Source organism: Buchnera aphidicola (Nipponaphis monzeni), from assembly GCF_006741185.1.
GTDB classification, from domain to species: domain Bacteria; phylum Pseudomonadota; class Gammaproteobacteria; order Enterobacterales; family Enterobacteriaceae; genus Buchnera_H; species Buchnera_H aphidicola_T.
In genome coordinates this window covers 322,135-348,702 of the sequence record NZ_AP019379.1, presented here as the reverse complement: position 1 = coordinate 348,702, position 26,568 = coordinate 322,135, and the positions used below count along the sequence as shown (strand labels likewise).

General features: G+C 20.7%; 17 protein-coding genes. 8 read left to right on the top strand and 9 right to left on the bottom strand.

Features of this window, described 5'->3' with window-relative positions; genetic code table 11:
• Nucleotides 1-1,577: 1,577 nt before the first annotated feature.
• The 4 genes from tsaB to zwf all read right to left on the bottom strand — a co-directional run bounded on the left by tsaB (nucleotide 1,578) and on the right by zwf (nucleotide 7,529).
• On the bottom strand, nucleotides 1,578-2,252 hold the full coding sequence (gene tsaB / locus BUCNMO_RS01340; protein ID WP_160118322.1) for a tRNA (adenosine(37)-N6)-threonylcarbamoyltransferase complex dimerization subunit type 1 TsaB: 675 nt from the start codon (nucleotides 2,250-2,252) through the stop codon (nucleotides 1,578-1,580).
• A gap of 91 nt (nucleotides 2,253-2,343) precedes the next feature.
• Nucleotides 2,344-3,921, bottom strand: coding sequence for a TerC family protein (locus tag BUCNMO_RS01335; protein ID WP_158344910.1), 1,578 nt, complete (start codon nucleotides 3,919-3,921; stop codon nucleotides 2,344-2,346).
• Between the two features lie 554 nt (nucleotides 3,922-4,475).
• A complete protein-coding gene (gene htpX, locus BUCNMO_RS01330; RefSeq protein ID WP_158344908.1) occupies nucleotides 4,476-5,354 on the bottom strand; it encodes a protease HtpX in 879 nt (292 codons plus the stop codon).
• Between the two features lie 711 nt (nucleotides 5,355-6,065).
• On the bottom strand, nucleotides 6,066-7,529 hold the full coding sequence (gene zwf / locus BUCNMO_RS01325; RefSeq protein WP_158344906.1) for a glucose-6-phosphate dehydrogenase: 1,464 nt from the start codon (nucleotides 7,527-7,529) through the stop codon (nucleotides 6,066-6,068).
• Between the two features lie 659 nt (nucleotides 7,530-8,188).
• Here zwf and pyk point away from each other — a divergent pair.
• On the top strand, nucleotides 8,189-9,631 hold the full coding sequence (pyk, locus tag BUCNMO_RS01320) for a pyruvate kinase (RefSeq protein ID WP_158344904.1): 1,443 nt from the start codon (nucleotides 8,189-8,191) through the stop codon (nucleotides 9,629-9,631).
• Between the two features lie 1,890 nt (nucleotides 9,632-11,521).
• On the opposite strand, the gene aspS is transcribed toward pyk, so the two are convergent.
• The 3 genes from aspS to trxB all read right to left on the bottom strand — a co-directional run bounded on the left by aspS (nucleotide 11,522) and on the right by trxB (nucleotide 14,913).
• A complete protein-coding gene (gene aspS, locus BUCNMO_RS01315) occupies nucleotides 11,522-13,276 on the bottom strand; it encodes an aspartate--tRNA ligase (RefSeq protein WP_158344902.1) in 1,755 nt (584 codons plus the stop codon).
• A 281-nt stretch (nucleotides 13,277-13,557) separates the two neighbouring features.
• A complete protein-coding gene (infA, locus tag BUCNMO_RS01310) occupies nucleotides 13,558-13,773 on the bottom strand; it encodes a translation initiation factor IF-1 (protein ID WP_158344900.1) in 216 nt (71 codons plus the stop codon).
• A gap of 177 nt (nucleotides 13,774-13,950) precedes the next feature.
• Complete coding sequence (trxB, locus tag BUCNMO_RS01305; protein ID WP_158344898.1) at nucleotides 13,951-14,913, bottom strand: thioredoxin-disulfide reductase; 963 nt, start codon at nucleotides 14,911-14,913, stop codon at nucleotides 13,951-13,953.
• A gap of 499 nt (nucleotides 14,914-15,412) precedes the next feature.
• Here trxB and serS point away from each other — a divergent pair, with 499 nt between their 5' ends.
• The 7 genes from serS (at nucleotide 15,413) to tpiA (ending at nucleotide 23,343) form a co-directional block, all read left to right on the top strand.
• Nucleotides 15,413-16,708 (top strand): serine--tRNA ligase, encoded by a 1,296-nt coding sequence (gene serS, locus BUCNMO_RS01300; RefSeq protein WP_158344896.1) that lies wholly within the window; start codon nucleotides 15,413-15,415, stop codon nucleotides 16,706-16,708.
• Nucleotides 16,709-16,945: 237 nt separating this feature from the next.
• Entirely contained in the window at nucleotides 16,946-18,037 is a 1,092-nt protein-coding gene (gene serC / locus BUCNMO_RS01295; protein ID WP_158344895.1) for a 3-phosphoserine/phosphohydroxythreonine transaminase, read from the top strand.
• Nucleotides 18,038-18,117: 80 nt separating this feature from the next.
• Nucleotides 18,118-19,404, top strand: a complete 1,287-nt coding sequence (aroA, locus tag BUCNMO_RS01290; RefSeq protein WP_158344893.1) for a 3-phosphoshikimate 1-carboxyvinyltransferase — start codon at nucleotides 18,118-18,120, stop codon at nucleotides 19,402-19,404.
• Nucleotides 19,405-19,566: 162 nt separating this feature from the next.
• Nucleotides 19,567-20,241 carry a (d)CMP kinase gene (gene cmk / locus BUCNMO_RS01285; RefSeq protein ID WP_158344891.1) on the top strand — a complete coding sequence of 225 codons (675 nt, stop codon included), beginning with the start codon at nucleotides 19,567-19,569 and terminating at the stop codon, nucleotides 20,239-20,241.
• Nucleotides 20,242-20,389: 148 nt separating this feature from the next.
• Nucleotides 20,390-22,069 (top strand): 30S ribosomal protein S1, encoded by a 1,680-nt coding sequence (gene rpsA / locus BUCNMO_RS01280; protein ID WP_158344889.1) that lies wholly within the window; start codon nucleotides 20,390-20,392, stop codon nucleotides 22,067-22,069.
• An 81-nt stretch (nucleotides 22,070-22,150) separates the two neighbouring features.
• Nucleotides 22,151-22,429 carry an HU family DNA-binding protein gene (locus tag BUCNMO_RS01275; RefSeq protein ID WP_158344887.1) on the top strand — a complete coding sequence of 93 codons (279 nt, stop codon included), beginning with the start codon at nucleotides 22,151-22,153 and terminating at the stop codon, nucleotides 22,427-22,429.
• A 128-nt stretch (nucleotides 22,430-22,557) separates the two neighbouring features.
• On the top strand, nucleotides 22,558-23,343 hold the full coding sequence (tpiA, locus tag BUCNMO_RS01270) for a triose-phosphate isomerase (RefSeq protein ID WP_158344885.1): 786 nt from the start codon (nucleotides 22,558-22,560) through the stop codon (nucleotides 23,341-23,343).
• 880 nt (nucleotides 23,344-24,223) lie between these two features.
• Here the strand turns inward: tpiA and pfkA are convergent.
• Together pfkA and gpmA are read right to left on the bottom strand one after the other, a co-directional pair.
• On the bottom strand, nucleotides 24,224-25,186 hold the full coding sequence (pfkA, locus tag BUCNMO_RS01265; RefSeq protein ID WP_158344883.1) for a 6-phosphofructokinase: 963 nt from the start codon (nucleotides 25,184-25,186) through the stop codon (nucleotides 24,224-24,226).
• Between the two features lie 413 nt (nucleotides 25,187-25,599).
• Nucleotides 25,600-26,289: a 2,3-diphosphoglycerate-dependent phosphoglycerate mutase gene (gene gpmA / locus BUCNMO_RS01260; RefSeq protein WP_158344881.1), complete on the bottom strand. Its 690-nt coding sequence runs from the start codon at nucleotides 26,287-26,289 to the stop codon at nucleotides 25,600-25,602.
• Nucleotides 26,290-26,568: the final 279 nt, after the last annotated feature.

The window sequence follows — 26,568 nt, the reverse complement described above, 5'->3', positions numbered from 1 at the left end:
ACTTCAAATATTTTTAAAAAAAATAATAATTTATTTAAATAATTAATAGATTAATATTTTTTTTAAAATACAAAATTGTATGTTTCTAATATATCACTAATATATAATTAATAACTTTAAAGTTAAATTAATATTAAAATAAATATTTATAATAAATATAAATAAAAAAATAAAGTCCTAATTATTATTAAATTAATTAAATATTTTATTTTATATATTTAAAGTATATGTTTTTTTTGTTACTATACTACATTTATTCATTGATGTTATATTCTTGTATTTAACCAAAAGTATCTAAATATAAAATAATTTGATTAAATAAAATAATAATTTACTTTTAAAAAAAACTTAAATAGTTAACAAACTACATTTCAACCATTATACTTATGTTTAGTAGAATAAAAAAAAGTTAATTTTAAGTACAATTTAAATAATATTTTTATATTGTAAATAATAATAGTAAAAAAAATTTTAACATTACATAAAAAACTTAAAAAAATTAATAGCAAAACATTGTATTAAATTTATTTAATTGATTATATATAAATATATATTAATAATATAATAACAATTATAAATATATAAATTATCAATAAAAGTATCATCTATATATTTTAACATTTAAAATTACAAATAAAAATAATATGCTACTCATAACAAATTATATTTAATATTTTAAATATTAAATTATTTTAATTGTTACTTATAGATTATCATATAATATATATGTATACATACAAACAATAAAATTACTTAATAAAAAGTAATTAACAAAAAAAATAGTTTAAAAAATTTTAATTTAAATTTTAAACATATTTTATACATAATTTATTTTAAGCTAAAACTATTAAAAATAATAAGATTATAATTTAAAACATATTTTTCTTTAATTTGTTATAAATTTGTTAAATAAATGATAACCATAATATATATACATAAATCATAAACATATTAACTAAACATGTTTATTAAACATCATTAATAAATAAAACATTAATAATTTTTTAAAAAATAACGTTTTATTTATGTTATAAATTTTAAACAAACTTTAACATATCGTTTTAAATTGTGTAGTCTAATACATAAAAATTTATGTAAATGCTATAAGTGTATTAATAAATTTATAAAAAAAATATTTTATACCTATAAAAATATTGAGTACTTATTAAATAAATAAACTTATCAATAATTTGTAGTTGTTATACTTTTTAAAATATAAAAACAAAATTGCTAAAAATATTGTTAATTATATTAGTATAATTAAAAGTAATACAAAATAACAAATTAACATTTTAATTATTCTACAAACAAATACAAAAAATATTTAAAAAATATTTACAAGCAGGGTTTTGTTAGTAATAAATAATATTGTTTTACAACTAAATATAAAGTATTACAATATTATTATGTAAATGTTTAGCATTTCATCATTTAAATAAATAAACGAAAAAAATTATAGATGTTTATTTGATATTTTTAATTATTATTTTAAAATACGTATGCTTTTATTTATTTAATTTATTAAAAAATAAATAATGAAATATAATTTGCATAAATGCAATATTTTAAAAATATATTTATTCTAAATAAACAGGTATAATATTCTTTAATTTTGTTGTTTGTTTATTTTTCAATTTAGATATAGCAATAGGTATCATATCTTGAGCATGAAAGTATTTAAAATGATAATGGTATAAAAATAAATTATTTTTTTTGTTTTTAATAATTTCTTGTATTAATAATGTATTTCCTGTTATAGCCCAATATCCATTTAATTTATTAATTTTAAAAATTATTAATTTTTTTTCAATTGATTCTTCTGTTTTTTCTCCAAACCATATACCTTGTTTATTACGATTATATATAGCCCAATAAAATTTATTTTTTGAGGAATGAATTAAAATAATAACATTATTAATTTTTTTTTTTCTCCATATTTTTTCTGCTATTATATTAAAGGAAGAAATAGAAATTAAAGGTACTTGAAAACCTAAAAATAAACCTTGTGCACAATTAATAGTAATTCTGGTACTTGTAAATAAACCAGGCCCTCTAGAAAATGCAATAGCATCAATTGTATTTGTTATATTGTTACCTTGACGTAAAATTTTTTTTAACATAGGCAAAATTTTTTCTGTATGATTTTTGTTACATTTAGCAAAATAATATTTAATACAATATTTTTCTAATAATGCCACTGAGCAACTATGAACAGAAGCATCTAATGCTAATATTTTTTTATATACATTCATTTTATATGTCATATATCTAAATTTTTATAAGATATTTTTCTATTATATAATCTAATTATTTTTTTTTAAAACGATACTAAATAGTATTTTGTTAATTTTTACTATTGTGTGTTATTGCTTTGTTAATTGTGATCCTAATTAAATCAATACGGTATTCGCTTGCTTCAATAATATAAAAAGTTAAAGAATCAATAATAATCTTTTCTCCAGGATGAGGTAATTGTCCTTTCTGAGCAATTAATAAACCAGCTAAAGATGCATAACTGTCTTTATTTTTTATAAGATTAGTAGTATTAAATAATTGTGATAAAGAATGCAAATCAGTACTTCCTTTCACTAACCAACTTCCATTTTCAGATATTACATCTGGAGTTTCATCAGCATCTGGAAATTCCCCTACAATAGCTTCCAGTACATCTAAAGGAGTAATTAATCCTTGTACTGCTCCGAATTCATTAGTAACTATAACAAAATTACCCTTAGATTTTCTTAATATACTAATTAAATTAATAGAATTTAAAGTTTCTGGAATAATAATAGGAGAAATTTTAGAAGCAAAAGTTATAACGTCAATATTTTTTTCAAGTGCTACCAATAATTCTTTAGCCCTTACAATTCCTATAATTTCATCTATTTCTCCCTTACATACAGGAAATAAACTATGAGGACTTGTTAAAAGCTGTTTTCTAATATCTTCTTTTTTTTGTTCAATATCAACCCATGAAATTTTTCCTCTTGGAGTCATTATACTACGAATAGATCGACCAGATAATGTTAAAACACCGTTAATCATATATTTTTCTTCATCTTTAAATACTTCATTTTCTAATGTTGGCAATGTAATTAAATTATTTTTTTTACTTAATATATTGTTTTTTAAAAAAGTATTTTTTTCCCTAGTAACAAGTCTAAAAATTGCTTCTGCTGTTCTTTGTCTCATAGGTAATTTAGACTGATATTGCATAAAATTTCTGCAAGCTGTTTGATTAAACAATTCAATTAATATAGAAAAACTAATAGCTACATATAAGTATTCTTTAGGAATTAAAAATCCTATTGATTCCATTACTAGACTGAAACCTATCAGCAATAAAAAACTTAAACACAATACAACAACTGTAGGATGTGATCGAATAAAATTAGTTAGTATTTTAGAAGCTAATAACATTAATACCATAGCAATAATTACAGCTATCATCATAATTGATAATTTATTCACTATACCTACAGCAGTTACAATTGAATCTAAAGAAAATACAGTATCTAATATGACAATTTGAGTAATAACTACCCAAAAACTCGCATAATTTTTATTACTTATATTTAAATTATCTTTATTTTCTAATCTTTCATGCAATTCTGTAGTAGCTTTAAACAATAAAAAAATTCCTCCAAGTAACAATATCAAATTATGTCCTGATAAATGGAAATAATTATTATTTATAATTGGATTGGTTAAAGTAGCTATCCAAGATATTAACGATAACAACCCTAATCTCATAAAAAGAGCTAAACTCAATCCAATTAACCTAGCGTTATCTTGTTGAAAAGAAGGTAATTTTTCCGATAATATAGCAACAAATACTAAATTATCTATTCCTAATATTACTTCTAACATTATTAACGTTAATAAACCTGCCCAATTTGACGGGTTTAAAAAAAATTCCACTAGAAACTCCGTAAAAAAAGGGACTGATACAGTATAAAATATAATTTAAATTAGTTAAAAAATCTTTTATTATTACTAAAATATGTTAATTTTTTTGTAATATTTAAATATTGAACTAAATTAAACATATATAAAATTTATTAAAAGTTATTTTAATAATAGCATATATTTAATATGTTGTAATCATAATTTTTTAAACAACTTATCAATAACATATAGTAACATTTTATCGTAAACTGTAAAAAATATAATATTATGTAAAAAAATTTTTAAAATTATTATTGACTATATATAATTGCAAATACATTTGTATTTATTATAAAAAAATTAATTTTTTTTAAAAAAAACATTAAATATAAGATAAAAATCTATAATACTAATTATTGTAAATAATATCATATATCATCAAAAAATTTCTTTAATATAAATTTTTTGTTATCTAATTATTTTTAATAAAAAAAATGTTTTTTATATATATCAAACTTTATAAGTGTCATCATTACCATCGTCAATATTGCAAATAATAAATAAATTTTTGTTAAAAATGATATTTATCATATATAGTAATTTTTACGTAAAGCTTTAATTCTTTTATCTATAGGAGGATGTGACAAAAATAAGTTTAAAAAAGAGTTAGATTTATAATGAATACAAAAAGTAACGATATTGCTAGGTTCTTGTGTACTATAACTCATTTTTAATTTTTTTAATGCAGATATCATATTATTTTTACCAACTGTTCTAGCAGAATATGCATCTGCATAAAATTCCCTATAACGAGAGAACCACATCGTAATAATACTCGCTAAAATACTAAATGTTAATTCTAGAAATATAGATGCAACAAAATAAATTATTACATCAATACTATCGTGTTTAAAATGATCTTTATTTCTATAAAAAATACTTACAATAATTTTTGCTATTATTTTAGATAATAAAATTACAAATGTGTTAATTAATCCTTGTAATAAAACTATAGTCACCATATCGCCATTTTTAATATGACTAATTTCATGTGCAATGACTGCTTGGATTTCATTTTTAGTCATTTTTTCTAAAAGACCACTTGAAAAAGCAATAAGTGAAGAATTACAACTATAACCTGTAGCAAAGGCATTCATGTGTATGGCATCATAAATTGCTATTTCTGGAGTTTTGATACCTACATTTTTAGATTGTTTTGAAACAGCATTCATTAACCAAGATTCATTAAAATTACTTGGTTGTCTAATAATTATTCCTTTTACAGATTTTAAAGCTATCCATTTAGAACATAATAAAGATATTAGTGACCCAAAAAATCCAAATAATCCAGTGGTAACAATTAAACATAAATTATTATTATAATTTATGTTAATATTATTTAATATAATACTAAGTATAAACATCACTGTTAAATTAGCAATGATAAAAATAGTATATCTAAACATATTTATACTTCCAACAAAATAATAAACGTTATTTTGATAATGTAATAAAATATTTTAAATATCAAGTATCTATAACTGTTTAATTTTTTTTTTTAAATAATATTAATAATTACAGAATAATAATTTATTAAAAATTAATAACATTTTTACTATTTACGAGTTTTTTAATATATTTGCACAAATTTCTATAAAAAACATTTTTATTAACTTTTCTTAGAAAGAATAATAGGTATTTTCAAAATATTTGTTTTAAATAAAATTATTAATAAATAAATATTTTGTATGTCACGTTTATTTAATATAGCATTTAATTATATTTTAATTAAAAAAATTTATATATAAAACATATTGATACAATAATTTGTATATATTAATATATATATTATAAAAAATATAATATTTAAAATATAGTTAAATTAATAATTATTTATTAACACTAATTTAATCTAATTTAATAATTAAACAAAATTAATATAATTTTGTTTGTTAATGATTAAAAAATATATTAATTTAATTTAATATCTTTATTATTAAGTTGAAAATATTGAATACGATAACAATAATATTTTAAAATATTACAAATTTTTTTAATATTTAAAAAAAATTAACTTAAATAATGTTAATAATTTAAATTTATTTATATAGTAAATATTATAAAAAATGTTTTCAATTAATTGAAACTAATAGAATATTGTTGATTTTATTTGTAAATTAACTCCAAAATCTTCCATCTCTAATAATCATATTATTAGATAATAAAGGACCCCATGTTCCAGCTGAATATAATTCAGGATATTTAACATGTTTTTCCCAAGTATAGATAATTGAGTCAACCCATTTCCATGCTTCTTCTACTTCATCTCTACGTACGAACAATGATTGCATCCCTAACATACATTCTAATAATAAACGTTCATAAGCACTAGGTAAATGTTTAAAATTTTCATTTTTAGAATAACAAAAGTCTAATTTTGTTGATTTTAAAACGTGTACTAAATTGAGACTAGGAATTTTATTTAAAATTTGTATGTCTAAACCTTCGTTTGGTTCTAATCTAATTATTAATTTATTTTGTGGCAATGATTGTAAATGTTCTGAAAAAAAGTTAAGAGTAATTTTTTTAAAAAAAATAACTATTTCCGAACACTTACAAGGTAATCTTTTACCAGTTCTTAAATAAAAAGGTACACCTTTCCATCTTATATTATCTATATCTACTCGTAACGAAACAAAAGTTTCTGTATTACTCTTTTTATTAGAACCATTTTCATCCAAATAAGAGGGAATTACTTTACCATGTAAATATCCAGAAGTATATTGTCCAATAACTGTTTTTTTATTTATATCTGAATCTTTAATTAAAGATAAGGATTGTAATACTTTCACTTTTTCATTTCTTATACTATCTGCATGAAAATTAATTGGTTGTTCCATAGCGATTATTGATAATAATTGTAACAAATGATTTTGTACCATATCTCGCATTTGACCAAATTCATTAAAATATTTCCATCTTCCTTCAATTCCCACTTCTTCAGCGACAGTAATTTGTATATGATCAATAGTATTATTATCCCAATTTTTAGAAAAAAGAGAATTTGCAAATCTTAATGACAATAAATTTAATACAGTTTCTTTTCCAAGATAATGATCTATTCTAAATATCTGGGATTCTTGAAAGTATTTAGCTACTTGATTATTAATTATTTGTGATGTTTTAAAAGAAGATCCTAAAGGTTTTTCTATTATTATTCTTGACATATTATTATTCAAATTAAAAGCTCCTAATCCTCGACATATAGCACTAAAAGTATTAGGCGGCATAGCAAAATAATTAATTATTACTTTTTCAGGATCATTTAAAATTTTTTTTAATTGGGCAAAATCAGACATATTATTAACATCAATATTACAAAATTCTAAACGATTACTAAATTTAGTCCATATAAAATTTTCTATTTTTTCTTTCATAAATTTTTTTAAATATTCTTTTATAATATTTAAATATTTTTTTTTATTCCAGTCAGCACGTCCTACCCCTATAATACGTGTATTATCATATAACTTATTTGCTTTATCTAATCGATATAATGATGGAAACAATTTTCTTTTTGCTAAATCTCCTTTTGTTCCGAATATAACAAAATCACAAGAAGGTAAATTTAAATTGATCATTTTTAATATCCTTAAATAATGTTTCAAGTTAATGCATATTAATATAAATGAATTCATATAATAAAATGTATATTAAATAATCCTTAACAATTTTTTATTAATTATTTATTAGTTAATTATTAAATACATTTAAATTATATATTGTATAAATGTAACTATTTAATAAATTTATATGAAAAATAAAATTTTATTAGAAATTTGTAAAAATAGATTTTAAATTATTTTTAAAATAATTTATATTTTGATAATGTTATCAGAGTAGCTTTTATATTATAAATATAGTTTTATATTTTAAATTAAGTACAACAATATTAAATAATATTTAATTACTAATATTAATATTTTAAAATATAATTTATTACGTAGTATATTATATTTTTTTAAAAAATGTTTTTTTAAATATAAATCGTTAATTGCAATTTTTAAAAAATTAGGTAATTGTAAATTTACAATCAACTGCATTACTTAGGTAAAAGGAATGATTTTATTACGTTATACCATAATATCCTAATGTAGTAACATACATTTATTAATAATTTAAATTATATATTTTTTTATTTACTTAAAATGTGATAAGTTAAAATGAACAAATTATAAATAAATAAACTAATATTTTTTAAAAAATTAATTTCTTATTATTATAACAATTGGGATCATATATGATCATACGACGAAGAAGAACTAAAATTATTGCAACATTAGGACCAGCTACAGACAGTTTGACAATTTTAGAACAAATGATGAAATCTGGAGTTAATGTACTAAGATTAAATTTTTCTCATGGATCAACAAAAGATCATTACTATAGAGCAAAAAAAGTAATTCAAATCAGAAAAAAATTAAATTGTCACATTGCATTATTAGGAGATTTGCAAGGACCTAAAATTAGAATATCTAAATTTGAAAATGATCGAGTATTTTTAAAAAAAGGACAAATATTTATTTTAGATAATACTTTAAATAATTCATTAGGTAACGCTAAAATGGTAGGTACTAATTATAAAAATTTACCTAATGATGTATATTCTAAAGATATTTTGTTACTTGATGACGGAAAAATACAATTAAAAATAGAAAAAGTAATAAATAACAAAATATTTACAAAAGTTTTAATCGGAGGATATTTATCTAACAATAAAGGTATTAATAAGTTAGGAGGTGGTTTATCGGCTAATTCTATAACTGATAAAGATAAAAAAGATATTTTAACTGCAATAAACATTGGTGTTGATTATTTAGCTGTCTCTTTCCCTAGATCAGCAAAAGATATCGAAAAAGCAAGAAAATTGATTCACTCTTATGGATGTAATGCAAAAATTATTGCTAAAATAGAAAGAGCTGAAGCAGTTTCAAACGAAACAACAATTAAAGAAATTATTGTAGCATCTGATGCTATTATGGTAGCTAGAGGTGATTTAGGAATTGAAGTAGGAGAAGCAGAATTAGCAGGTATACAAAAAAATTTAATTAAAAAAGCTAGACAATTAAATAGAGTAGTAATTACTGCTACACAGATGATGGAATCTATGATATTAAATCCCTTCCCTACAAGAGCTGAAGTTATGGACGTAGCTAATGCAGTTTTAGATGGAAGTGATGCTGTCATGTTATCTGGAGAAACAGCTTCTGGAAAATATCCTATAGAAACTATTCAAACAATGCAAAAAATATGTAAAGGTGCTGAAAAAATGCCTAGCATCAACATTTCTAGACATCGTTTGAACGAAAAGTTTAACAATATCGAAGAAGTAATTGCTATGTCTGTAATGTATGCAGCTAATCATTTACAAGGTATATCGGCTATTGTTACAATGACGGAATCTGGAAGAACAGCTTTAATGACTTCTAGGATTAGTTCAGGATTACCTATATTTGCTCTTTCAAAAAACCAAAATACTTTAAAATTAACTTCATTATATAGAGGAGTAATTCCTGTTTATTTTAAAAATGAAGATGAAGGCTTATTAGCTGCACATAAAGCTATTGATTTGTTATTGAGTCAAAAGTTTTTATCAAAAGGTAATTTAGTAATATTTACTCAAGGTGATAAAATAGGAGCTATCGGAAAAACTAATTCAAGTAGAATATTACAAGTAAAATAAAATTTTTTAAATTATTATCTTATTTATTATCGTTTAATAATAAATAAAATTTAATAATCAATTTAATATTAAAAATGTATATTTTATATATATAATACTTTCTTTAAAATATTAATTTTATTCATAATTTACACTTAAAATTTATATTAAAAATAGTTTTAATATAAAATAAATTAATGATATATTTAAAGTACGCTAATAATATTATATAATATATTAATTATTGTTTTTTATAATAATTGACTAATTATTTTTTTATAAAAAATGTGTTTAATATTTGTTAATAATTATTATTTAGAAAGTTATATTTTAATATTTTGAATTTTTTATATATCCTTTAAAGGATACCTATTTTTTAAAAATTCATTTATTTTTTCTAAAAAAAACATTTTATTAAAAATAATTTATTAAAACTTTAAAAAAATTACTATACAATAACCATAACTAATTAATTTAAAATATAAATTAAAAAAATAAATCATAATTACATATTATTTATTAACATTTTTTTAAAACAAATGTGTAGTAATAATTTAAGTTACACATTGATCAAAAAAAACAAATATTATTCAAATAACAACAAATAAAATTTATATGTATAAATAATTTCCAAAATGTATAAAAAAATTTTTACAAATAACAAATTAAATTAATTTAATAAATTTTATTTGTTATAAGTAATACAATATATAATATAAAATTTAAATAATTAATATTAAATGATTTTTTAATTTTAATAAATTGTTTATCTGTATATTTTCAATAATACATTATTAATTTTATATTGATAATTATTGTTATTAATATAATATTATTCATTAATTTTTTTTAAACATTATTTTTAATTTTTATTTATTGATAAACATATAAAAAATACAGTTTATATTTATATACATAATATTTGTTTTATATCATATTACAATTATATAAAATATTTTAATACAAAAAATATTAATAACCTTTGAATAATTTATTTATATTAAAGTAATTTAATTTTTTTTAAACTATATTTTTAAAAAATATTATGTAATGTATAAATAAATTTTACATATATAAAATATAACTAATCAAGTTAAATTACTAAAAAAATAAAATGGATATTTTTATAGTAATTTTAAAAAAAATATCAAATAATAAATATATTATACAAATAAAAAGTTAAATGTTACTTGTTAAAAATTTATTAATTAAACAGATTATTTTTTCAAACAACCAAATGTATATTTAAAATTTTTAAGAAAATAAAATTTTGAAATTAATAATATATGTTATAAATAATTTTTTAATGGTATAGCTCATATAAAAAAATTATATTTATTCATTTTACAAACAAAGTTATATAAAAACTTATCATATTATCAATTAATAGTAATAATAAATATTATTTTATTAATTTAAAATACTTTTTTAGTAATACATTATGTACATATTAAGAAATTCTTGTTACTATTTATAATATAAGTATTATTTAAATAAATAGATAATCATTAATAATGTTAAAATAATTATTTTTTTATATACGTAACAAAAAATACTACACTTTTTTTTGTAACACATATAAACGTACATAATATTTACTGTCATTATAATAATGATGAAATTTCTACATAAAATAAAATTCATAAAAATACATTATTAAACATTAATTAAAAATAAACAAATTTTATTTTTTGATGAGAATTATTGCTTACTTTAATAAATTTGTAATACAACAGTTATTACATTTATTTATAAAAACAATTTATATAATTGAACAAAAATTATTTTTATGATCATACATAATAATTTTTTGAATTTTTTATTACTTTTTTTAAATATTTTATAAAAATTTGTATTTTATTAATTTTATTTAATATATTTATAAATACTACAATAATGTTATAAAAAACATTAATTTGTTTTAATAAATAATTTATTCAAAGTGTTAATATCTAAGTACGATGGTGCCTGAGTAGTTAAACAAGTAGCTTCTGTAGTTTTAGGAAAAGCAATGACATCTTTAATATCATTTGTTTTAGATAATAACATAACAATTCGATCTAATCCTAATGCCATACCTGCATGTGGAGGTGTTCCAAATTTTAAAGCTTCTATAAAAAAACCAAATTTTTCTTTTTGTGCTACTTTATCTATACCTAATATATCAAATATTTTTTGTTGAATATTTAAATTATGAATCCTTACTGAACCTCCTCCTATTTCATATCCATTGATTACTAAATCGTAAGAATCGGCTATTACTTTTTTAGGATTTTTAATATTTTCTAAATCATTAATATTTTTTGGAGATGTAAAAGGATGATGCATTGAATAAAAACGTGCATTGTTTTTTTTATAAAATAATGGAAAATTTATTATCCATAATGGTCTCCAAGATTTTTTATTTATTAAATTAAAATCTATATTTAATTGTTTTCTAAAAATATTAAATGCTTTATTAACTATTTTTTTTAAATGTCCTATTATAAAAATAAAATCACCATCTTTTATATTCATTCGACATATTATTTTTTGCATGCACCCTGTATTCCATAACTGTTGCACAAAATTGTTGTTGTTATTATTATTAAATTTTTTAATATTTATTTTTAAGTAAAATAAATTACATATTTCATATTTTTTCATAAGATCAAAATATTTAATAATATTACATTTATTTAATTTAATATTCTTTGGAATAACAAAAGCTGCAATGCGACTGTTTTTAACATTATAGTTTTTATAAATAAAATTACAAATATTTACACTTAATAAATCTGATATTTCAATTAATTTAATTGGATTTCTTAAATCCGGTTTATCTGTACCATATAAATTTATAACATCTTCAAAGTTCATTACAGGGAAAGGTTTTAATTTTATCTGTTTTATTTTTAGCCACAATTGAATTATCATCAATTCTATAAAGTTTCTAACTTGATCAGCAGTCATAAATGACATTTCAAAATCAATTTGTGTAAATTCAGGTTGTCTATCAGACCTTAAATCTTCATCTCTAAAACATTTAACAATTTGATAATATCTATCAAATCCAGATATCATAAGTAGTTGTTTAAATATTTGAGGTGATTGAGGTAATGCATAAAATTTTTTAGGATAATTTCTACTAGGTACTATATAATCTCTTGCTCCTTCTGGAGTAGATTTTGTTAATATAGGTGTTTCTACATTAATAAAATTGTTTAAATTCATAAAATTATGAATCCAATGTGTAATTTTACTTCTTAGTTTTAAAATATACAACATCGAAGGTTTTCTTAAATCCAAATAACGATATTTTAAACGTACTGTTTCCTTATTTTTCTTATAATTATCTAATGGTAAAGGATCAGACGAATTAAAAATTAGTAATGAAGTAGCTAATAATTCTATTGTCCCAGTAAATAACTTAAGGTTAACATTTTTTTTATTTCTTAATTGTACCTTTCCAATTACTTGTATACAAAATTCATTTTTTAATTTTTTTGCTTCTAAAATTTTTTTTGTATAAGTAAAATCGAATAAAATTTGTATTAAACCTGTACAATCTCTCATATCTATAAAGATAAAATTACCAAATTTTCTTATGTTTTGAACCCAACCACACAAAAATATTGTTTTATTAACATGTTTTTCTAATACTTCTCCACAATACATCGTACGCATATAAACCTTAATTTAAATATATTAAATATTTTAAAAAGAATAGTTACTAATAAACATTAATGTAAATTATATTAATAATAATTTAATCAATTTCAAATATATTAAATAAATTTAATAAAAATTTAAATTAAAACAAAATTTTTTTTAAAAAAAATAAATTTATAAAAAATATATTTTTACTACTAAAACAATCTATTTCAAAAATTTTTAAAAAAAATAAAATAATATCAAATAGTTTCATTCATTTATTTCATAATATTATATAAAAATAAAAATTGATATTATCGACTTCTAAAAATTATTCTTCCTTTTGTTAAATCATAAGGAGTTAGTTCTATTGTAACTTTATCTCCAGTTAATATTCTTATATAATTTTTTCTCATTTTTCCTGAAATATGAGCAATTATTGTATGTCCATTTTCTAATTTTACACGAAACATCGTGTTAGGTAATGTATCTGTTATAATTCCTTGCATTTCAATACTTTCTTCTTTCATTAATAATATTTCCTCATTTATTTTAATACAAATAAATAATTATTTTACATAAATAACGCAATTATGGTGTGTAAACAAATTTTTTATAACATATATATATAACATTTATATTTTATACATATTAATACAAACATTTTTTTTAAAAAAAAAATAAATTTATATATATTAAATAACATTTTAACTATTATAGTTTTCTAAATATTTCTCTGCATCTATAGCAGCCATACAACCTGAAGCTGCAGCTGTAATAGCTTGTTTATATATATGATCTACTACGTCTCCAGCAGCAAATATTCCTGGTATACTAGTCATAGTCGCTCCTCCATGAATTCCTCCTTTAGTATTGATATATCCATTATGCATTTTAAGTTGATTATCAAAAATTTTAGTATTTGGATAACTACCAATTGCTATAAATAATCCAGATATATACACTATTTTTGTACATTTTTTATCGATAGTAGACTGTATTTGAATAGATTTAATTGTTTTATGATCTCCTAAAATATCTTTAATAACAAAATTAGTATATAAAATAATACTTTTTTTTTGTACTTTAGAAAGTATTTTTTTTACCAAAATTTTTTCAGCTTTAAAAAAATTATTGCGATGAATTAAATGTACTCTATTTGATATTTTTGACAAATAAAGAGCTTCTTCTAAAGCTGTATTACCACCTCCAACAACTGCGACTTCTTTATTTTTATAAAAAAATCCATCACATATAGCGCATGTTGATATTCCCTTGTTTTTAAAAATATTTTCTGATTGTAATCCTAAATAACGAGGATTAGCACCTGTTGCTATAATCAACGAATGAGTAATATACGTATTTGTTCCAATTAAAACTATTGGTTTTTTTTTAAAAAATACTTTTTCAACTTCGTCTATTATTATTTCTGTTTTAAATTTGATAGATTGCTTATAAAATTTGTTCATTAAATTAAAACCACTAATAGTCATATTTTGACCTGGCCAATTTTCTACTTTATTAGTATTAATTAATTGCCCTCCTTGCAATGGTCCTGTAATTAATAATGGATTTAAATTTGCTCTAGCTGAATATATACTAGCTGTATATCCAGCTGGACCTGTTCCTATAATAATTAACTTATAAATTTTATTTTTATGTATTTTCATATATGATTCATATTATTTTTGACTAAAAACATTTAATAATTAAATTTTAAAATTTAATTGTTTTTTAGTTTTTAATGAAAAAATTTATTTTTATTAAAATAATAACATATAATGTTATATATTATATGAATTTTTGTTAAACATAGTTACAATAACTATAAATTATAATGACATTTATATTAATGTTTTTTAATATATATTATATAAATAATTGAATTTAAATAATTTTAAATATTATAATATTGCTTTTGGGTTTTTAAATTCTATTAATAATGATTATGTAAATTTTTATATAACTTTTAAATTAAACAAGCTATTTATTTACAATAATCAAAAATTTTTTTTCATTATTTTTTTTATTTAAAAAATTATTCATTATTATTATACTTACAATGTTTTTCTATTTATTATACTATAAATAATTACTTTATATAAATTTTGTTATTTATATAATCATCTTTAACATATTATATTTTATTCTATTCAATAGATCATAAAAATGATAAATTTAAAATTAATGCGTAAAAATTCTAAAGTTTTCTTTAATAAATTACAATCTAGAAATTTTTTTTTAAATTATAAACAAATTTTTTTAATAGATAACATTAGAAGGAAATTACAATTAGAAACAGAAAAATTACAAAATTCCCGTAGATTATTATCTAAACTAATAGGACAATATAAAATTGCTAAAAAAAATTATGATCATATTAAACTGAATGTAATTGTCTTAAACAAAAAATTATTATCTAAAAAAAAAAAATTAACTATATTACAAGAAAAAATTTTACAATTCTTAACAAACATACCTAATATTCCTCATAAAAGTGTTCCTATAGGAATAAATAGCAAAAATAATGTACAAATTACTCAATGGGGAAAAATTAAAAATTATAATTTTTTAATAAAAGATCACATTCAATTAGGTAACAACTTAAAAGGATTAGATTGGGACAACGCAACAAAAATTTCTGGATCTCGTTTTGTAGTTATGAAAGGCGACATTGCTTTGTTATATAGAGCTTTAGGACAATTTATGTTAGATATACATACTAAAGAACATGGATATATAGAAACTTATGTTCCTTATTTAGTTAATCCTCAGTGTCTATTTGGCACTGGACAATTACCCAAATTTAGTAAAGATTTGTTTTATGTAACAAATAATTTCTCAAATACAAAAAGTGATCATTATATTTTAATACCTACAGCAGAAGTACCTTTAGTTAACTTATTAAAGAACACTACTATAAAAGAAATAGATTTGCCAATTATGTTAACTGCTCTTACTCCATGTTTCCGATCTGAAGCATCTTCTTATGGAAAAGACATAAGAGGACTAATTCGTATGCATCAATTTGATAAAGTCGAAATTATTCAGATTGTATCACCTAAAAATTCTTTACAAGCATTAGAAATATTAACATCACATGCAGAAAAAATTTTAAAATTATTAAAATTGCCATATAGAAAAATATTATTATGTACTGGAGATATGGGTTTTTCAGCAGCTAAAACATATGATTTAGAAGTTTGGTTCCCTTTTCAAAAAAAATATAGAGAAGTTTCATCTTGTTCCTATACGAGTGATTTTCAAACTAGACGTATGCAAATAAAATATTTAGATACATTAAGTAATAATAAAAAATTACTTCATGTTATTAATGGATCTGGATTAGCAATTGGTCGTACATTAGCTGCAATTTTAGAAAATTACCAAGATTCTTTTGGAAGAATAGAAGTACCTGAAATATTACAAAAAAAATATATGAATGGTTTAAAATTTATAAAATAATAATTTTATATCATTAATAGTATAAAATATTGGAAAAACAAACATTATATATATATAATATATTATAATATAAAATAACAATATTTAGTCCATTTATTTACAAAATTTTAAGAAAATCAATTTCTCAATTAATTAAATTTATTTAGTAAACACTATCAATAATTATTATTGAATAAGTTATTTTTTTTAAAGTTGCAAAACTTAATTAGTTTTTATTATATTTTAGGCATATAAATAATGAATCAAATTTATAATTTTAGTGCTGGTCCTGCAATGTTACCTAAAGAAGTAATGCTCATAGCTCAAAAAGAATTTTTAAATTGGAAAAATTTAGGAGTTTCAATACTAGAAATGAGTCATAGAAGTGAAGAATTTTTTAATATGACAAAAAAATCTATTAAAATTTTAAGAAAAATATTAAATGTACCTCACAGTTACGAAATCTTATTTTGTCATGGTGGAGCAAGAGGACAATTTTCTGCAATTCCACTCAATTTAATTGATAAAGTTACAAAAGCAGATTATATAAATACTGGTTTTTGGTCTTTAGCTGCTGCTATAGAATCAAAAAAATATTGTAATCCTAACATAATTAACGTCAAAAAAATAATAAATAACAAAGTTAGTATATTACCAATAAAAGATTGGTTATTAAGTAATAATACAGTTTCTTATATACATTATTGTCCTAATGAAACTATAGAAGGTATAGCAATACATGAAGAACCTACATTCACTAATAAAATAGTAGTAGGAGATTTTTCTTCAACAATTTTATCACGTAAAATAAATATTGAAAATTATAGCGTTATTTATGCTGGAGCACAAAAAAATATTGGCCCATCTGGAATCACTTTAATTATCATAAAAAAAAACTTATTAAAAATATCTAATATTATTAAGCCACCTTCCATACTAGATTATAATTTATTGTCTAAAAGCAACTCTATGTTTAATACACCATCTACATTTTCATGGTATTTATCATTTTTAGTATTTCAATGGATACAACAAAATGGAGGATTATCACACATAGAACAAGAAAATGAAAAAAAATCTAAATTATTATATGATACAATAGATAATACAGATTTTTATATTAACAACATAAGTTATAAAAATAGATCTAAAATGAATGTTGTTTTTAACATTTTTAATACATCACTTCACAAAATTTTTTTAAAAGAGTCACATAAAATAGGTTTACATTCTTTAAAAGGTCATAATTTTATAGGAGGTATTAGGGCTTCTATTTATAATGCTATGCCTCTAAAAGGTGTGAAAAAATTAGTTAATTTTATGTTAAAATTTGAAAAAAAATATGGTTAAACTGAAATTATTTATGAAAATTATTATAAATAATTATTTAATAATAAATTAAATACATTATTTTGAGGTTAGTCTTAAATATGCAAACATCTTTGACTATACAACCAATTTCTTATGTTATTGGAAATGTTCAATTACCTGGATCTAAAAGTATTTCAAATCGTATTTTATTACTTGCAGCAATGTCTAAAGGAATAACTAACATTTACAACTTACTTTGTAGTGACGATACTCGACATATGTTAAATGCATTAAAAACAATTGGCATTACAATAAAAAAATTTAATAATGATAACCATTGTACTATATATGGTAATACAAATGCATTTTATCATAATTATAATAAAAAAATATTTTTAGGTAATTCAGGTACATCAATGCGTTCTCTTGTTGCTGTTTTTTCTTTAGGTAACAATAAAATCGAATTAACAGGTGATAAACGTATGCAAGAAAGGCCAATTAATGATCTTGTAAACGCATTACGACAAGGAGGTGCTATTATTAATTATATCAACGATACTAAATTTCCACCGATATCTTTAGAAGGTGGTTTCATTGGAGGAAATATATGTATTAATGGCAACATTTCTAGTCAATTCTTAACAGCGTTATTGATTGCTTGTCCTCTTGCTTCTAAAGATACTTACATATCAGTCAAAGATCAATTAGTATCAAAACCATATATCGATATTACTTTACAATTAATTAAAAAATTTGGAGTACATATTATACACAATAATTACAAAACCTTTTTAATTAAAGGAAATCAACAATATGTGTCTCCACAATCGCTATATATTGAAGGCGACATGTCTTCAGGATCATATTTTTTAGCAGCTGCAGCTATTAAAGGGAAAAAAGTTAAGATTAATGGTGTTGGTGTAAATAGCATTCAAGGAGATATACAATTTACCAAAATATTAAAAAAAATGGGAGCTATAATTAATATAAAAGAAAATTATATTACTTGTCAAAAAAATTATTTACAAAGTGTGAATTTAGATATGAATCATATTCCAGATGCAGCTATGACGATAGCTATAGTAGCTTTGTTTGCTCAAGGTACAACAGTTATTCGTAATATTTATAATTGGAGAGTTAAAGAAACAGATCGCATCTTAGCTATGTCTACTGAACTTAGAAAAATCGGAGCAATTGTAAAAGAAGGGAAAAATTACATTAGTGTTACACCTCCTAACTGTTTCCAATATGCAGTAATAAATACTTACAATGACCATCGTATAGCAATGTGTTTTGCGTTAATAGCTTTATCAGAAGTAGCTGTAACTATTTTAAATCCGGAATGTACATTCAAAACATATCCTAATTTTTTTAAACATTTGTTATCGATCAGTGTCTTTAAATAATTTTTTATTATCATCAAATCTCTAAAAAAATTAAATTAAAGATATTTAACATATAAATTTTTAATTTTAAAAAATATCATTTATAATAATAATTATAAATAGTTTATACAAAAAAAATTTTTTTATATATATTAATGTATATTTATTATTTAGAGTTTTTATATGAAAAAATTAGCTCCAGTAATAACAATTGATGGTCCAAGCGGAGTAGGTAAAAGCTTGCTAAGCACATCTATTGCAAAACGATTGAATTGGTTTAATTTAGAATCTGGGAAAATATACAGATCTTTAGCTTTTATTTTACTAAAGTATAATATTTTTTTTTTAAAAAAAAATATTATACAAACATGCAATAATATTGTTACATTCTTTTCTAAGAAACATCTAGAATTAAAAATATTGTTTTGTCATCAAGAAATATCTCAAAAAAATTTAATGGACCAAAAAGTAATTAATTTTGCTTCTGAAATTGCATCTATTCCTTTTATTAGAAAAATATTTTTTTTAAAACAAAGATCGCTAAGAATATATCCAGGAATTGTAACTAACGGTAGAGATATGGGTACTATAATTTTTCCTGACGCTATATTAAAAATATTTTTAGTTGGATCATTAAATATTAGGACTCAAAGACGTTTACAAGAATTACAAAATAAAGGAATAAACATTAATTTTTTGACACTACAAAAAGAAATCCAAATGCGCGATGAAAGAGATATATCTAGAAAAAATTCTCCTTTAATCCCAGCAAAAGACGCTATAATAATAGATACTACAAATATGACATTTATTGAAGTTTTAAAACAAGCAATGAATTACATTTACAAAATTAATTAAATAATTTTAATTATATCTGTTAATAATATGAAAATGTGTAACATATATACTTCATTCAATAAAAAGGAATATTGTTGATAACTAATAACAACTCTATTTAATATTGATATAAAATAGTTGTTGAACTTAATTTTTCACATGAACTAAAATGAAAGAATCCTTTGCTCAATTATTTAAAGAGTCTTTAAAAACAATCGAAACAAAACCTGGATCTATTATACAAGGTATTGTAATTTCTATAAACAAAGATATAGTATTAGTTGACGCAGGGTTAAAATCAGAATCTAGTATTCCTTTAGAACAATTTAAAAATACTCAAGGTTTATTAGATGTAAAAATAGGTGATACAGTGGACGTAGCTTTAGATGCGATAGAAGATGGATTTGGAGAAACTATTTTATCTAGAGAAAAAGCTAAAAGACATGAATCATGGATTATTTTAGAACAATCATATGAAAATTCTTCAGTTATTATAGGTATTATTAATGGAAGAGTTAAAGGAGGATTCACTGTAGCAATTAATGATATTAGGGCTTTTTTACCTGGATCATTAGTAGATATTAGACCTATTAGAGATACATCACATTTAGAAGGAAAAGAGTTAGAATTTAAAGTAATAAAATTAGATCAAAAAAGAAATAATGTAGTGGTTTCAAGAAAAGCTGTCATTGAATCTGAAAATAGTGCAGAACGAGATCATTTTTTAAAAAATTTAACAGAGGGTTCCGAAATTAAAGGTATTATTAAAAATTTAACTGATTATGGAGCATTTATTGATTTAGGAGGTGTTGATGGATTATTACATATTACCGATATGGCTTGGAAACGTGTAAAGCACCCTAGTGAAATAGTAAATATGGGTGACAAAATTACAGTTAAAGTTTTAAAATTTGATAAAGAAAAAACTAGAGTATCTTTAGGATTAAAACAACTGGGAGAAGATCCTTGGGTAAATATTTGTAAAAAATATCCAGAAAAATCTAAAACATCTGGAAAAGTTACTAACTTAACTGATTATGGTTGTTTTGTTGAGCTTCAAGAAGGTGTAGAAGGTTTGGTACATGTATCTGAAATGGATTGGACAAATAAAAATATCCACCCTTCTAAAGTAGTGTCTTTAAATGATATAGTTCAAGTAATGATTTTAGATATTGATGAAGGAAGACGTCGTATTTCACTAGGAATAAAACAATGTACGATTAATCCTTGGAAAAAATTTTATGAAACAAACAAAAAAGGAACTCATATAACAGGTAAAATAAAATCTATCACAGATTTTGGAATTTTTATTGGACTACATGGAGGCATCGACGGATTAGTGCACTTATCTGATATATCTTGGGTTTTAACTGGAGAAGAAGCTGTTAAAAATTATAAAAAAGGGGAAGAAATATCTGCAGTTATTCTACAAGTTGATCCAGATCGAGAACGTATTTCATTAGGGATAAAACAATTACAAATTGATCCTTTTATTGAGTACATATCTAATCATAAAATAGGTAATATAATATCAGGACAAATAACTAAAATAGATGATACGAAAGGAATCACAATACAATTATCTAATAATATTGAAGGTATTTTAAAAAAAACTGAAATTGTAAATTATAATTGTGCAAATAATTCTGTAAACTTTACAATAGGTAGCAATATTGAAGTTAAAATATATGCTATCGATAAAAAAAATAGATTAATTCAATTATCTTTTGTTAATAATCAAAAAAAATATAATAATCAATTAAATTTATCCTCAAATAAACAACTAAATAAAACAAATAATACTAATGTAATGTTAGAAGCTTTTAAAGCTGCAAAAAACACAGAATAAATTTTCTGAATATTATGTTATTATAAGACATAAATTTATGATTACATTTTGAATTAATTTTAAAAAATGATCAGAGGATTTATGAAAAATTCAGAGTTTTTTTCTAAAATTATTGAAAATCATTTAAACCTTTCCATTAAAGAAATTAAATTGTCAATAAAAGAAATTTTAAAATGTATGATATTATCTTTAATAAAAGGAAAGCGTATTGAAATTAGAGGATTCGGAAGTTTTTCTTTACATTATAAAAAACCTAGGATTGGATGTAATCCTAAAACCGGTAATAAAATTAAACTAAAAGGAAAATATATACCTTATTTTAAACCTGGAAAAATCTTGCGAACAATTGTTATAGATTAAGATTACTTAAAAATTAAAATTAACAATTTTAATTATTGTTAATTAATCTAAGTTACTGTTACCATAATCAGTAACTTAGTTTTTAGTTTTGTTAACAATTAAACTTATATGTTCTATTAGGATATTTCATGAAAAAATTACTTATTATAGGAAATTGGAAATTAAATAACAACAAAAAAATAATTCTTGACTTTTGTAAAAAATTAAACAGTTATTTAAGCACTATAAATTATGATCATCACTTAAAAATTTCTATAGCTCCTCCAATATTACATTTAGAAACATTTAATTTAATACTTCAACAATTACATAACAATCATATTTCTTTAACAGCACAAAATATTGATGTCAATATTTTAGGGTCATTTACAGGAGAAACATCTATATCTATGCTACAAGAAATAGAAAATATAAAATATGTTATTGTAGGACACTCAGAAAGACGCATTCACCATAATGAAACAAAAGAATTAATTGCTAAAAAGTTTAAATTAGTTAAAAGTTTTAAACTTATACCTATTTTATGTATTGGTGAAACAAAAGAAGAAAAAAATGCAAACAAAGCACAAAAAATTTGTAAAGAACAAATTGATACTATAATCCAATTAGTAGGATATCAAGCTTTTGATAAAGCTATCATAGCTTATGAACCAATATGGGCTATAGGATCTAATCAATCTGCTAGTACTAATTATATACAATATATGCATCAATTTATACGTCATTACATTAGTCGTTATGATATTAATATTTCTAAAAAATTAATAATTCAATACGGCGGATCAGTAAACAAAAAAAATGCTCTAGAAATACTGTCTGTAAAAGATGTAAATGGTGTATTAATTGGCAACTCTTCATTAGATTGTGATCAATTTATAGATATTATTAAATGTACAAAATTAATTAAATATTAACAAAAAAACTATTAATAAAATTTACTAGTAATATTAATAAAAAATTGAGTTGTAAAAAAAGTTCTTGAAGTAATAATCTATTGACATAAATATCAAAAATTGATATTTTAAAATTAAAAATTTATAATATTTCAAAAAAAATTATTTATTTTTAATTGAAGAAACAAATGTTTTAGCAAATAATTCATATACTAAAGTATAATGAAATATTAGTTAATGTTATTAAACAATATTTGTAAATATAAATATATTAATACTTAAAAAGTGTAAATGTTTATACTTAAGAAATTTAAAATGATTTACTAATATTAACAAATTAATTTTTATTAAAATTAATAAAATGTTAATAAAATGTGTTTCTTTTAAAAAAAAATTAAATATTAAATTTTATATTTTAAATGCTAAAATTATTACATTAATGCAAAAAATATTTATACGCATTTAAAAAATATCATTTAAATAATGGGATATTAGTTAACAATATGTAAATTTTAAAAAATAACTATTTCATTGATTAAAACATCAACACAAAATAAAGAACTTTTATATCACAAAATTTCTAAAAATAATTAAAAATATTATTAAAAAGTTTAAACTTATTTATAATAAAATTGTTTATAAACAAGTAGTTAACTTTCATAAATAATATTTATTAATGTTTATACATTGTTTATACATAAATATGTACATAAAAGAATATAAATTAGTCAAATCAATCCTTATACTAATAATTTATATAAAAATTAGTATTTGATTTTTTTAAATGCATTTATATTATTACATTTTATGATAATATTATAAATAAACATTTAATTATCATTAACACATAATTATATAATTTAAATATAAAATTTTTAAGAAAGAAATTGATACATATCTTTTAAAAAAGTGTTTTAGCTGTCTTTAACCAATCTGATTTAAAATTTTTTTTTAAATTTTTTAATGCAAATTTTATATCATAATGTACTAATTTTTCATTTTTGATACCTATACATCTACTTTTGTAACCTTTTAATAGTAATTCTACAGAATATGCCCCCATTCTAGACGCTAAAATTCTATCATATACTACAGGGGATCCTCCTCTTTGAATATGTCCTAAAATAGTTGCTCTAGTTTCTCTCTGTGTTTCTTTTTCAATATATTTTGCTAATTCTGTAACATTGCAAATGTACTCAGTAATAGCAACGATTGCATGCTTTTTCCCTTTATTAATACCTTTTTTTATTTCTTTTAGCAATTCTTTTTTATCATAATTGACTTCTGGCAACACTATAAATTCGCATCCTCCAGCAATAGCTGCTGCTAATGTTAAATCTCCACACTGCCTTCCCATAATTTCAACTATAGATATTCTTTGATGAGATGATGAAGTATCTCTTAATTTGTCAATACATTTTACAATTGTTTCTAATGCTGTAAAATACCCTATACTATAATCTGTTCCTACTACATCGTTATCTATCGTTCCTGGAATACTAATACAAGCAAAACCCATTTCAGTTAATTTTTGAGCACCAATATAAGAACCATCACCTCCTATAACAATTAGCGCATTAATATCTCTTTTTTTCATATTTTTAATTGCAATTTGTCTATTATTGTATATTTTAAAAGGTGAAAATCGAGCTGAACCAAGAAATGTACCACCTTTATTAATCACATCAGAAACACTAAATCTATTTAATTTAAATATTTTATCTTTAAATAATCCTAAATATCCATCATTAATTCCAAATATTTCTAAATCATTACTTAATGCTGTTCTAACAACCCCTCTAATAGCTGCATTCATCCCTGGAGCATCTCCTCCACTAGTTAGTACTCCTATTTTTTTTATCATAGTATTCCTACATAAGTAATTATTTTATATTTAAATAATAGTACGTTTATTTTAAACACACAGTATAGTATCTTTTAATAAAGATATCGATGAAATTAAACTTTAATTTTAAATTATATCAAACATATATTAAATATATGCATATATTTCTTTAAAAAAATCTCTGATATTGACATAATCTTATTTTAAAAAAAGAAATTTACATATCATTATTAATTACTTTAATTAATAATGAGATGTAAATAATTATCTATTATTTTTTATTTAATTTTTTTATCACAATGTGTGATAACAACAACTAGTATATTTACAAAATTATTAAAAATTAGTAATGATTATATTATTAATTAATATATAAATTTTGTATTCACATTTATTATACAATGATATTTTTACCAAAAATAATAAAACTATTACAAAAAGTAATATTGTAAAGGTTTGAAATTTTCATCAAATTCATAAATAATAGGATGTCCAGTTGGTATATCCAAATTAACAACTTTTTCATCATCTATTTTATTGAGATATTTAATTAATGCTCTTAAAGAATTCCCATGAGCAACTATTAAAATTCTTTTATTTTGTTTTAATGTTTTTGTAATTATTTTTTTCCAATATGGTATTACTCTATTTTGTGTACATTGTAAACTTTCAGAAGTTGGTAAAATATTAGGATTTACATGTAAATACTTAACATCATTTCCAGGGAAAAATTTACTAGACAATTGTACTTTAGGAGGTATAGCAATAAAACTTCGTCTCCATAAATAAACTTCTTTTTCCCCATATTGTAAAGCGGTCGTATCTTTATTTAATCCTTGAAGAGCTCCATAATGTCTTTCGTTTAACTTCCAAGTTTTATTTACAGGAATCCAAGAATGATTAATTTTTTTTAAAATAATCCATAAAGTATGTATAGCTCTTTTTAAATAAGAAGTATAAGCTATATCAAAAATAAAATTTTGATTAGATAATTTATAAGCAGCGTTAACTGCTTCTAATATTCCCTTTTCAGATAATTCTATATCTGTCCAACCTGTAAATTTATTTAATTTATTCCACAAACTTTCTCCGTGTCTAATTAATACTACTTTTTTATTCATTTTAAATACCTTATAACAAAAAATATATTTTATTAATGTTTTAGATATCAAAATATACTGCATATTATATTAATAATTTAAAATACTATTTTAAACAAAAAACTCTATATAAATATTTTTGAATATAAATGATGCAATTATTCATGCAAATAAAACACTAAATACATAATATTTTTTTATAAATGCTTTTATTATTTAATTATTATATAAATATGTTATAAAAAATAAAAAATTTGAGATCATAAATTTAATATTCTATTTTTTTAACAATTATTATAA